Raw genomic sequence first — 11,129 nt, 5'->3', positions numbered from 1 at the left:
CTCGACGCCGACACCGAGGCTCGGGTTCTGGGTGCCGTCGTCGAGCGTGCGCGGGCAGGGGCCACCGTGGTGGTGGTCGCCCATCGCGAGCAGGTCATCGAGATCGCTGACCAGGTGGTGGCGGTGAGCGCCGAGCACCATGCGTATGTCTGAAACGCTGCTGACCGCGGCCGGGTTGCTGCGGCCTCGGCTGTCTCGTCTTCTGCTCGCCGTGACGCTCGGTGTGCTGGCGTTGAGCAGTGCGCTGGCGCTGGCCGGGGTCTCGGCGTGGCTGATCACGCGCGCCTGGCAGATGCCGCCGGTGCTGGACCTGTCGGTGGCCGTCGTCATGGTGCGGGCGCTGGCGATTTCTCGCGGCGTGCTGCACTACTGCGAGCGGCTGGCCACCCACGACGCCGCCCTGCGGTCCGCGGGCAGCGCCCGGGCCCGAATCTATCAACGCCTGGCCCGCGGACCGGTCGATGCCGTGGCGCGGCTGCACAGCGGCCAGCTGGTGACCCGGGTCGGCGCGGACGTCGACGAGCTGGCCGACGTGCTGGTCCGTGCGGTGTTACCGATCGCCGTGGCTGCGGTACTGGGGGTGGCCGCGACGGCGGTTGTCGCGGTCATCTCCCTGCCGGCGGCGCTGGCCCTGGCCGCGTGTCTACTTGCCGCAGGCGTTTTTGCCCCCTATCTGGCGGCTACAGCCGCCACGGCGCAGGAGACCGTTGCGCGCCATCATCTTTCCGACCGCAACGCATCAGCGATGATCGCGCTGGAACATGCACCCGAGCTCCGCGTCGGTGGCGTCCTGCCCGACGTCATCGCCGAATCCACGCGACAACACCGCCGTTGGGCGGGCGCACTCGATGCCGCGGCGAAACCGGCCGCCGTCGCCGAAGCCATGCCCACAGCCGCAATCGCGCTCAGCGTGCTGGGCGCCGTGATTGCGGGGATCGGGATGGCATCGTCCGTCGCGCCTACCACGCTGGCGATCCTGATGCTGCTCCCGTTGTCGGCATTCGAGGCGACGAATGCGCTGCCAGGCGCCGCGATCCAGCTGACCCGCTCACGGATCGCTGCCTGTCGCCTGAGCGAGCTGACTCAGTCCGCTGATCCGCAGCCGGTTATCCGCGCTGCATCGCCCACCATCGAAGAGTCACCCTGGCTGTTGGCCGCCGATATTCGCACCGGGTACCCGGATGGGTCCAGTTCAGTTCAGGTGAGCGTGGATTTGCCGCCCGGCGCCAGGTTGGCGGTCACCGGTCCCAGCGGCTGCGGCAAGACCACGCTATTGATGACGCTCGCCGGATTGCTGCCACCGCTGCACGGCCGGGTCGAGCTCAACGGCACCCCGGTAGACCTGCTGAGCGAAAATGAATTGCGCAGAGTGGTCTGCTTTTTCGCAGAGGACGCTCACATTTTCGCCACCACAGTCCGGGACAACTTGCTGGTGTCGCGCGGAGACTGCGGCGACGACGAGCTGATCGAGGCTCTGCACCGCGTCGGCCTCGGTCACTGGCTGGGCGGCCTGCCCGACGGGCTGACGACGGTGTTGACCGGTGGCGCACAAGCGGTATCAGCGGGTCAACGCAGGCGATTGCTGTTAGCCCGTGCGGTGATCTCACCAGCCCCTATCGTGCTGCTCGACGAGCCGACCGAACACCTCGACGCCGTTGACACCGAAGCCCTTTTGCGGGAGCTGCTTTCCCCCGACGGCGGACTGATGACCGCCGCGCGGACCGTCGTGGTGGCAACCCACCACCTGCCCAACGACATTCGGTGTCCGCAACTACGCATCGGTCACGACGAGTACGCTGACTGCCGGTTGTCCACGCCGGCCGATGGGGAGCGTTAGTTATGACAGATTCCTCGGACAGATCCCCCGACACGCCGTCGGATAAGCCCGAAAACCGGTCGGGCAGACCGGAACCCCGGTCTCCGTGGCCGGATGCGGGTCAGCACACCCCACCGCCCTACCCTTATCCACCCAGTCCCTATCCCGGTGGCTATCCCCCGTCGTACCCGCCTTACGCGCCGGTGCCAGGCGGCCCGCGAAATGGCTTGGGCACCGCATCGTTGGTGCTTGCCGTCATCGCCTTGCTGTGTGTGTGGTCGGTGTTCGGCGCTGTCATCCTCGGCGTCGTGGCCGCGGTGTTGGGAATCTTCGCTCATCGACGGGTCCGGCGAGGCGAAGCCAACAACGGCGGCGTCGCAATCGCGGGCATCGTGCTGGGCGGGATAGCGATTGTGGTCGGCCTGATTTTCATCGCGATATGGACCGCACTGTGGCGAGACGTCGGCGGTGGTGACTACGTCGACTGCTTACAGCGGGCAGGCTCCGATCCGAACCTGCGCCAGCAATGCGTAGAGCGATTCCGCGAGCACGTCGAGGACAAGTTCAGCGTCACCCTCACACCGCAGCCGTCGCCGTAGACGTCAAAGGCGGCGTCGGCGGGGCATGAACTCCAGCGACAACAACACGTACAGCAACGGCAACAACTGCCGCAGTTGCACGAGCGCGTAGCGCCGTTCGCCAGCGGAGTGGAACTTGCGCAGATACCGGTACAACGACTCCAACGCGATCAACGGATCCAGCAGATGGATCAGCCGGTAGAACAGACTCTGCATCCTCCCGCGATGCTTTTCGTCAAAAATTTCCGGAAAGGCCGCAAACGCCAGCGATAACCGCTGGCCCCCAGTCTCTTTCGCGGCCATCACCATGTCGACCGACAGCCGTTCGTCGAGCCCGTTGGGCGCTCCGCGGCGTCGCCAGGGCACGTCGAGAGTGATGTCGCTGCCGGCGCCCGCGGTGGCGTAGCGGTGGAAACCCTGCACCTTGCCCGAGTTGTCCCGGGCGATGATCAGCTGTATCCCCGGATAGCGCCCCTCTAGGACGCCGTCGAGGTTCATGCAGAACCCACGATCGGCGTGGGCCCCGCGCGGTGACGTCCGCACCACGTCTGTCAATTCGGCCAACCGCTCGTCGTCGAGTTCTTGCTCGGCCACGATTTCAGTGGTGACGCCGAAGTTGTGGGTGCGCTTGACGGCTTGACGCAGGTTGCGGAATTTGCGCCCCACCATTTCGAACTCGGCTACGTCGATGACGACGTCTCGACCGATCGGGATGGCCCGAAGCGATTGCCCCAGCACCGCCGGTTCACTCCACAGATCCAGGCATCGCTCGCCGCACGCCAGCACCACGATCCGCCACCCGCGGGTGTGGCACATAGCGGCAAAGTCGGCCACCAGCTGAGGGAACTGCGCCTCGTCGCCGATCGGATCACCGCTGACCACTGCGTATCCGATCCGGGTGCGATAAGCCAGTGCCGCCGTGCCGTCAGCACTGAAGTGGTAGCACTTGCCGGTCTGCATGGCGAACGGTGCCAACGGGTCGCCGCTGGTGGCGTTGATCAGCGCCCATACCCGCGGCAGGTCGTCGGTGCGCGGCCGCACCGAGGTAGGCCACATCAGCGCCAGGCCCGACGCGGCGATTAAAACGTCACCGAGCAAATCGAAGGACAGCACGTGCGCGCCCAGGCCCGCGAACAGGACGAGGACGGCGAAGGTCGCGTGCAGCGCGGTGACCGGCCGGCCCAGGAAGATGCCGCGGGCGATCAACGCCACGGCGGCCAACACCGTCAGCGACCACGCCAGTCGGCCGGTAGCCTCCCAATCAGGGTGACGGTGATCATGCGCGATCACCGCAACCAGCCAGCAGGCTGCGCTGAGCAGGGCCAACGCGCCGATCCAGCGCGCTGCCGGCGAGTCGACGTGAACGACCACCCGCTCGCTGGGGCGGAGCCTTGGCGCGACGTCGACCGACGAACTACTCACCGATACCTCCGGTCGCTCTGCTTGGCACTCAAGCGGCGCACCGGGCTGGTTCGTTGTTCACTTGAGTGGCACATCGTCGGTTTTGCCCTACATTCTGCCTACCCAATATCCGGAAACGCTACGCCGGGATGGCCGCTGGCGCTGCGGCTTAGCTGGCGTCGGAACCGGATCGTTGTAGAGCAGTTACCACCGGCTTTAATGGCCGGGGAAATATTTCACGACGCCTTCCTGAACGACCGTCGCCAGGAGCTGCCCGGCCGGGTCGAAGAAGTGTCCGGTGCCCAGCCCCCGTGAGTCGGCGGCCACCGGAGACGACGTCGCGTACAACACCCAGTCATTGAAGCTGACCTGCCGGTGAAACCACACCGAATGGTTGACCGTCGCAGCGAAGATGCGGTCATAGCCCCAGGACAGTCCATGGGTGGTGATGATGGAGTCCAGCACCGTGGTGTCCGACGAATAGACGAGTGCTGCGGTGTGCAGCACCGGGTCGGCCGGTATCACGCCGTCGGCTTTGACCCACACCCGGTTGTGAGGGAGCCGTTCACCTTTGTCGCGCATGATCCAGGCCGGGTCGTTGGTGTAGCGCCATTCGATCGGTTGAAGCGCGTTGACGAAGTGCGGGACGGTCTTTTCGTAACCACGCAGCAGGTCACCGATTTTCGGGAGGGTGTGCGGTTCGGGGACCTGCGGGGGATCGATGCCGTGCTCGAGGCCTCGGCCGCCGGACAGATACGAGATCATCGCGGACGCCAACAGGGTTCCGTCCTGCATCGCGTCGACGCGGCGGTTGGCGAAGCGTCGCTCGTCGCGCAGCCGTACCACGCGGAACTCGATGTCCTTGGTGGTGTCACCGCCGTTGATGAAGTGCACCGAAAGCGCGTTGGGCGGCAGGTCGCGGGTGCGGGAGCGGCTGGCCGCCACGAACGACTGCGCCATCAACTGGCCACCAAACGTGCGCATGGGGTTTTTGCTCGGGTGCGAGCCGATGAAGATGTCGTCGCCGACGTGGTTCAGGTCAAGAACAGCAAGCAGCTCGTCAAAGTCAGACATCAACGCTTACCCTAATTGCCCGGCTCGTCCTCGCTCCGCTTCGCGGAGCGATCGTCGCCGGGCTACACGTCGTCTTCGCCGATCCGGTGCACGTGGATCAGGTTGGTGGTGCCGACTGTGCCCGGCGGTGCACCGGCGACGATGACCACGAGGTCACCCCGCTTGTAGCGACCCAGCTCAAGCAGCGACTTGTCGACCTGGCGGATCATGCCGTCGGTGGATTGCATTGTCGGAACGATGAAGGTCTCAGTGCCCCACGTCATGGCCAGTTGGCTGCGCACCTCCGGCAATGGCGTAAAGGCCAGCAGTGGCAGCGGGGTATGCAAGCGGGCCAGCCGGCGCACCGTGTCGCCGGATTGGGTGAACGCGACCAAGGCCCTGGCGTCCAGCCGTTCACCGATGTCGCGGGCGGCATAGGAGATCACGCCGCGCTTGGTGCGGGGTATGTGGGTCAACGGCGGGGCGGCCACTGAATTCTCCTCGACCGCGCAGATGATCCGCGACATCGTCTTGACCGCGGCGAGCGGGTACTTGCCGACCGCGGTCTCGCCGGAAAGCATCAGCGCGTCGGCGCCGTCGAGCACGGCGTTGGCGACGTCGGAGGCCTCGGCCCGGGTCGGTCGCGGATTTTCGATCATCGAGTCCAGCATCTGTGTGGCCACGATGACCGGCTTGGCGTTTTCGCGGGCCATCTGGATGGCGCGCTTCTGCACCAGCGGAACCTCTTCCAGCGGCAGCTCGACACCGAGGTCGCCGCGGGCCACCATGATGGCGTCGAACGCCAGCACCACGGCTTCGAGATTGTCGATCGCTTCGGGCTTTTCGAGTTTGGCGATCACGGGCACCCGCCGGCCGAACCGATCCATCACATCGTGCACCAGCTCAACATCCGACGGCGAACGCACGAACGAAAGCGCCACCATGTCGACACCGAGGTCCAGCGCAAACTGCAGATCTTCAATGTCTTTGTCGGACAAGGCCGGAGCGGTGACGTTCATGCCGGGCAGCGACATTCCCTTGTTGTTGCTGACCGGACCGCCTTCGGTGACGGTGCAGACTACGTCGTCGCCGTCCACTTCCTCGACCAGCAGACCGACCCTGCCGTCGTCGACGAGGACGCGATCGCCGGCAGCCGCGTCATTGGCTAACTGTTTGTACGTGGTCGATACCCGGTCATGGGTGCCCTGGCAGTCGTCGATGGTGATCCGCACCGTCTCGCCGGTGGCCCAATAGGTGGAACCACTGGAGAAGCGGCCCAGCCTGATTTTCGGGCCCTGCAGGTCGGCCAGCAGGCCGACCGCGCGGCCGGTGGCGTCCGAGGCGGCACGCACACGCTCATAGGCGGCTTTGTGATCGCTGTACTCGCCGTGACTGAAGTTCATTCGGGCCACGTCCATTCCGGCCTCGACCAACGCTCTGACCATCTCGTCGGAGTTGGAGGCCGGGCCGAGGGTACAGACGATCTTCCCGCGTCTCGTCACGACGATTCAGCATAGTCCTGCTGGGTGGCCGCAGCGTGCTGTCGCGCAAGCGCGGTATGGGACATGTCCCACACGGCAGTAGCGGCAGTTCACCGCGGGTTTGCCGTTTTTGTTGTGCGCGAGTCGAATTCAACGCCTTCCGGTTACCCACCGGTAACCGTCGGGATCAGCGGGAAGCCGGGCAGGTTGCGCAGCACCGTCCAGGCGATCGCGACGGCGGTGATGGTGACCACAGCAGGTATTGGCAGCACCGGGGCTTGGTGGCGGCGGCGCAACAAGATCCACACCACCAGCATCGGCAGACCCGCGAGCAGGAAAACGTTGTCGGTGACGGCGGTGACCAAATCGCCGTGCAGGACGTCATACACCATGCGAAGCCCGCCGCAGACCGGACAGTTCCAGCCGGTCAGCAATTTGAACGGACACAGCGGAAACAGCGAATGCGGGCTGTGCGGATCGGCCAAGCCAACATAGGCGACGGCTGCCGCGAGCAGCGCGCCGGAGCCAACCGCGCCATATGCATGGCGCCGATTCGTCGGCGACAGGCTACGTTCCATCGCGCAGTGGGCGGCCCTGCGGGTCACGCACCTTGTCGGTGAGGATCAGAATCGCGTCCACAATGCCCCAGATAGCGGCGGCGAGGCCGAAGGTCACCAGGCCGACGACCAATTGCGCGATGCCGAGGCCGATCTGACCGAGGTACATGCGCCCGAAGCCGAGGAAACCCAATAACCCGAGTAGCTGCAACAGCCCGGCGATGACCTTCGATTTGTCGGACAGCGGCTCGCCGGTCACGGGATGGCGGCCATATGGTGCCGTGGGATCGACGTAGCTCCCGGGCGGCGGGTACTGCTGGTAGCCACTTGGCTGCCAACGGGGATCGGGTGCGCCTGGCTGCGGCGAATCTGTCACGTCTCAAGCATGCCAGAGAGGGCCGCGTGATAGGTCTGTGAAATCACGGTCCGTCTGTGCTGCCCCGCCGCGGTCGTCTCAGGGTGCGTAGCCGCGAGGTCCATCGCGTGATGCGTAAGTCAGCCGTCACTGGTGCCGGCGTGTGGGTAGCGGTCTCCGGCTTTGGCTCGGCTTCCTCAGCCTCAGCCACTTCCTCGGGCTGGGCCTCCTCAGGCTTCTCGGGCTCGGGTTCCTCAGCCTCAGCCTCGGCCTCCTCCTCAGCCTCGGCCGCTGCCTCGGCCGGCTCGGGCTCGGCTTCTTCCTCCTCGCTGACCTCGGGTTCCGCAGTCGCCTCGGGCTCCGCCGCGTCGACCCCCGCCTTCTCGGCCTCTGCCGGTTCACCCTCCGCCTCCTCGGCCTCCTGGGGCTCGGGCTCTTCGACTTCAGGCTCTTCGACTTCGGCGGCTTCGGCGGCCTCTTCGACTTCGTGGGCTTCGGCGGCTTCGGCGGCCTCTTCGGTTTCCGCGGACTCGACGAGCCCGTCGCCGCCTTGGCCGCTGAGCTTTGCCGCGTCGCCGGCACCTGTTGCCGAAGCAACCGCGGCAAGTTCGGTGGCCGGCTCGGGCGCCGGTGCCTCCTCGACGCGAGCAGCGCCGCCGAGCGTCGCGGGATCCTCACGACCCTTGGGCGCCGCCATGAGGTAGATCACCGCGCCGATGAACACGAATGTCGAGGTGAACAAGTTGACCCGGATCCCGGCGATATGGGTGGCGGGGTCATCCCGCAACAGCTCGATGCAGAACCGGCCGATGCAATAGCCGGCGACATAGAGCGCAAACAGCCGGCCGTGACCGATTGTGAACCGCCGATCCAGATAGATCAGTGCAGCGAAGATGAGGATGTCCCAAAGCATTTCGTAGAGGAACGTCGGCTGCACCACCATCGCCAACTGGCCGGTCGACACGCCGTCGAGCGAATGCACGTCGACGAATCCGGCCGGGTCGCGCCGGTAGAAGACCTCCATGCCCCATGGCAGTGTGGTCTCGCGGCCGAAGAGCTCCTGGTTGAAGTAGTTCCCGAGCCGGCCGATCGCCTGCGCCAGCACGATGCCCGGCGCCACCGCATCAGCGAAGGCCGGCAGCGGAATGCCGCGGCGGCGGCACGCAATCCACGCTCCCACACCGCCGAGCGCAACCGCGCCCCAGATCCCCAAGCCACCGTCCCAGATGCGCAGTGCCGCGCCCCATCCCGCTCCACCACCGCCGAAGTACGTCCGCCAGTCGGTGATCAGGTGATAGAGCCGGCCACCGATCAACCCGAAAGGCACGGCCCACAACGCGACGTCGTAGATAACGCCACGCTCGCCGCCTCGCTCCTCCCAACGCCGGTCACCGATAAGCAGGGCAACGACGATGCCGACGATGATGAACAGCGCGTAAGCGCGGATCGGGATCGGACCCAGGTGCCAGACCCCGCGTGGCGGGCTGGGGAAATAGGCAAGAATAGTCGTCATAATTCGGAATCCCTTTGGCGCACACCGACAACCAGTTCTTCAGTCAGTGCACGCAACGTTGACATGCCATCGGTTAGCGCAGATACGAGCGCTGAGCCGACGATGACGCCGTCGGCGTAGCTGGCTATCTCCGCCGCCTGTTGTCGTGACCGCACACCTAGGCCGACCCCGACCGGAATGTCAGACACCGCCCTCACTCTGCTCACCAGTTCGGGTGCGGCCTGCGACACCACATCACGTGCTCCGGTCACACCCATGGTCGACGCCGCGTAGACGAACCCGCGCGACGCCTCAATTGTCGCCACCAACCGCTGCGGCGTCGACGACGGTGCCACCAAAAAGATGCGATCCAACCCGTACTCGTCGGATGCCGCCAGCCACTGGTCCGCCTCATCGGGAATGAGGTCAGGCGTGATAAGCCCGTGCCCACCCGCAGCGGCCAAGTCACGCGCGAATGCGTCAACCCCGTAGTGCAGCACGGGGTTCCAGTACGTCATCACCACAGCGCGGCCACCGGCTGCACTGATCGCCTCCACTGCGGTCAACGTGTCGCGGACCCGCACACCGCCGCGCAGCGCGGCCTCCGACGCCGTTGCGATCGTCGGGCCGTCCATGCCCGGATCCGAATACGGCACCCCGACTTCGATGAGGTCACAACCACATTCGACGAGCGTTGCCATCGCGTCGATCGAGGTGCGCACGTCGGGATAACCGGTCGGCAGATAGCCGATCAAGGCTGCCCGATTGCTCTGCTGACATGTGTTGAAAAGCGGCGCCAATCGGCTTGTTTCGCTTTGTTTCACAGTCATGAATGGGCGTCGCCTCGCGTGTCGAGCAGGCCGAACCACTTCGCAGCGGTCTCGACGTCTTTGTCACCGCGACCTGACAGGTTCACCACAATTACGGCGCCGCTGCCCATCTCGGCTCCCAGCTTGAGCGCACCGGCCACTGCGTGCGCGGATTCGATCGCCGGAATGATTCCCTCGGTGCGGCACAGCAGCCCAAACGCGTCCATTGCCTCGGCATCGGTGATGGCGCGGTACTCGGCGCGTCCGGTTTCCCGCAGCCACGCGTGCTCTGGCCCGACGCCCGGGTAGTCCAGACCGGCCGAGATCGAATGCGATTCAATGGTCTGGCCGTCGTCGTCCTGCAGCAGATACGAGTACGAGCCCTGAAACGCTCCCGGCGAGCCGCCCGTGAACGTGGCGGCGTGTCGGCCCGTCTCGACGCCGTCACCGGCGGCCTCGAATCCGACCAACCGGACCGCGGGATCGTCGATGAATGCGTGGAAGATCCCGATGGCGTTCGATCCGCCACCAACGCACGCGGTCACGGCGTCGGGCAGCCGACCCGCCTGCTCGCGGATCTGCACGCGTGTCTCGAGTCCGATGACCCGCTGAAAGTCGCGCACCATGGTCGGGAAGGGATGCGGGCCGGCCGCGGTGCCGAAGCAGTAGTACGTGCTGTCGGCATTGGTGACCCAATCCCGGAACGCCTCGTTGATGGCATCTTTGAGGGTCTTGGAACCCGACTCCACCGACACCACCTCGGCGCCCAGCAGCCTCATCCGCGCCACGTTGAGCGCTTGGCGCGCGGTGTCGACGGCGCCCATGTAGATGACGCAGTCCAGGCCAAGTAACGCACATGCGGTGGCGGTAGCCACGCCGTGCTGCCCCGCGCCGGTCTCGGCGATCACTCTGGTCTTGCCCATCCGCTGGGCCAGCAACGCCTGCCCCAGCACATTGTTGATCTTGTGAGACCCCGTGTGGTTCAAGTCTTCTCGCTTGAGAAAGATGCGCGCCCCATGAGCGTGCTCGCTGAGCCGGCGCGCCTCATACAACGGCGACGGCCTGCCCGCGTAGTGCGCCTGCAACTTGTCCAGGGTGTCGAGGAAATCCTGGTCAGTACGCGACTTGTCGTAGGCGGCGGTGACTTCCTCGATAACCGCCATCAGCGCCTCGGCGACGTAGCGCCCGCCGTACGCGCCGAAATGACCACGAGCGTCGGGGTCGTGGCGGGTCGGTTCGGCGATGGCCGCACTGGAGCGAGGCAGCTCCGGGCCGGAGAAATCTGCCATCACCAAGGCTCAACGCGCAACTGGTTCATCGGGTTCAACGCTTCTGGACGGCTAGCGGGCCGGCTTCGGGCAGGACGGGTGAGTGCCTGCAGTGACCAGATCAGCGACCGCTGCCCGCGGGTCACCGCTGGTGACCAGGCCTTCGCCGACCAGCACCGCGTCCGCGCCGGCGCCCGCATACGCCAGCAGATCGGCGGTGCCGCGCACTCCCGACTCGGCGATCCTGATCACGTCGGTGGGCAGACCAGGGGCAATCCGCGCGAAGCAATCCCGGTCCACTTCCAGTGTGGTGAGGTCG

The 11,129-nt window shown here is 66.0% G+C and carries 11 protein-coding genes and 1 pseudogene; 3 read left to right on the top strand and 9 right to left on the bottom strand.

Features of this window, described 5'->3' with window-relative positions; translation table 11 throughout:
* The 3 genes from VFA16_RS06620 to VFA16_RS06610 all read left to right on the top strand — a co-directional run.
* Positions 1 to 153, top strand: a 153-nt coding sequence (locus VFA16_RS06620; protein WP_324967047.1) for a hypothetical protein, incomplete at its 5' end; no start/stop codon positions are given.
* Complete coding sequence (gene cydC / locus VFA16_RS06615; RefSeq protein ID WP_324967045.1) at positions 146 to 1,837, top strand: thiol reductant ABC exporter subunit CydC; 1,692 nt, start codon at positions 146 to 148, stop codon at positions 1,835 to 1,837. The genes VFA16_RS06620 and cydC, both read left to right, overlap by 8 nt.
* Positions 1,838 to 1,839: 2 nt before the next feature.
* The gene (locus VFA16_RS06610) at positions 1,840 to 2,415 is read left to right on the top strand and encodes a DUF4190 domain-containing protein (RefSeq protein ID WP_324967044.1); all 576 of its coding nucleotides are present in this window, start codon (positions 1,840 to 1,842) and stop codon (positions 2,413 to 2,415) included.
* 3 nt (positions 2,416 to 2,418) lie between these two features.
* Here VFA16_RS06610 and VFA16_RS06605 read toward each other — a convergent pair whose 3' ends face one another.
* The 9 genes and pseudogenes from VFA16_RS06605 to VFA16_RS06565 all read right to left on the bottom strand — a co-directional run.
* The gene (locus tag VFA16_RS06605) at positions 2,419 to 3,816 is read right to left on the bottom strand and encodes a bifunctional lysylphosphatidylglycerol flippase/synthetase MprF (RefSeq protein WP_324967043.1); all 1,398 of its coding nucleotides are present in this window, start codon (positions 3,814 to 3,816) and stop codon (positions 2,419 to 2,421) included.
* A gap of 195 nt (positions 3,817 to 4,011) precedes the next feature.
* Positions 4,012 to 4,869, bottom strand: coding sequence for an acyl-CoA thioesterase II (locus VFA16_RS06600; protein ID WP_324967042.1), 858 nt, complete (start codon positions 4,867 to 4,869; stop codon positions 4,012 to 4,014).
* Between the two features lie 62 nt (positions 4,870 to 4,931).
* Positions 4,932 to 6,350, bottom strand: a complete 1,419-nt coding sequence (pyk, locus tag VFA16_RS06595; RefSeq protein ID WP_324967041.1) for a pyruvate kinase — start codon at positions 6,348 to 6,350, stop codon at positions 4,932 to 4,934.
* A 143-nt stretch (positions 6,351 to 6,493) separates the two neighbouring features.
* Positions 6,494 to 6,895 (bottom strand): DUF2752 domain-containing protein, encoded by a 402-nt coding sequence (locus tag VFA16_RS06590; protein ID WP_324967046.1) that lies wholly within the window; start codon positions 6,893 to 6,895, stop codon positions 6,494 to 6,496.
* Between the two features lies 1 nt (position 6,896).
* Positions 6,897 to 7,262, bottom strand: coding sequence for a TM2 domain-containing protein (locus VFA16_RS06585; protein ID WP_324967040.1), 366 nt, complete (start codon positions 7,260 to 7,262; stop codon positions 6,897 to 6,899).
* A 43-nt stretch (positions 7,263 to 7,305) separates the two neighbouring features.
* Positions 7,306 to 8,754 (bottom strand): prolipoprotein diacylglyceryl transferase, encoded by a 1,449-nt coding sequence (locus VFA16_RS06580; protein ID WP_324967039.1) that lies wholly within the window; start codon positions 8,752 to 8,754, stop codon positions 7,306 to 7,308.
* Positions 8,751 to 9,563 carry a tryptophan synthase subunit alpha gene (gene trpA, locus VFA16_RS06575; RefSeq protein WP_324967038.1) on the bottom strand — a complete coding sequence of 271 codons (813 nt, stop codon included), beginning with the start codon at positions 9,561 to 9,563 and terminating at the stop codon, positions 8,751 to 8,753. Before trpA ends, VFA16_RS06580 begins: the two co-directional genes overlap by 4 nt.
* On the bottom strand, positions 9,560 to 10,831 hold the full coding sequence (trpB, locus tag VFA16_RS06570) for a tryptophan synthase subunit beta (protein WP_324967037.1): 1,272 nt from the start codon (positions 10,829 to 10,831) through the stop codon (positions 9,560 to 9,562). The genes trpA and trpB overlap by 4 nt, the downstream gene beginning before the upstream one ends.
* 51 nt (positions 10,832 to 10,882) lie before the next feature.
* Positions 10,883 to 11,129: pseudogene (locus VFA16_RS06565) on the bottom strand (indole-3-glycerol-phosphate synthase TrpC); the annotation flags it as partial.

The sequence above is a fragment of the Mycobacterium sp. genome (assembly GCF_035653355.1).
In the GTDB taxonomy this organism is placed as follows: Bacteria; Actinomycetota; Actinomycetes; order Mycobacteriales; family Mycobacteriaceae; genus Mycobacterium.
Note: the sequence above shows the minus strand (reverse complement) of the source record. Positions and strands in the feature narration are given on the sequence as shown.

Bases quoted from the DNA above. Each gene is read 5' to 3' on its own strand.
- cydC (WP_324967045.1), top strand. From the start codon at position 146: ATGTCTGAAACGCTGCTGACCGCGGCCGGGTTGCTGCGGCCTCGGCTG.
- VFA16_RS06610 (WP_324967044.1), top strand. From the start codon at position 1,840: ATGACAGATTCCTCGGACAGATCCCCCGACACGCCGTCGGATAAGCCC.
- VFA16_RS06600 (WP_324967042.1), bottom strand. From the start codon at position 4,869: ATGTCTGACTTTGACGAGCTGCTTGCTGTTCTTGACCTGAACCACGTC.
- VFA16_RS06580 (WP_324967039.1), bottom strand. From the start codon at position 8,754: ATGACGACTATTCTTGCCTATTTCCCCAGCCCGCCACGCGGGGTCTGG.
- trpA (WP_324967038.1), bottom strand. From the start codon at position 9,563: ATGACTGTGAAACAAAGCGAAACAAGCCGATTGGCGCCGCTTTTCAAC.
- trpB (WP_324967037.1), bottom strand. From the start codon at position 10,831: ATGGCAGATTTCTCCGGCCCGGAGCTGCCTCGCTCCAGTGCGGCCATC.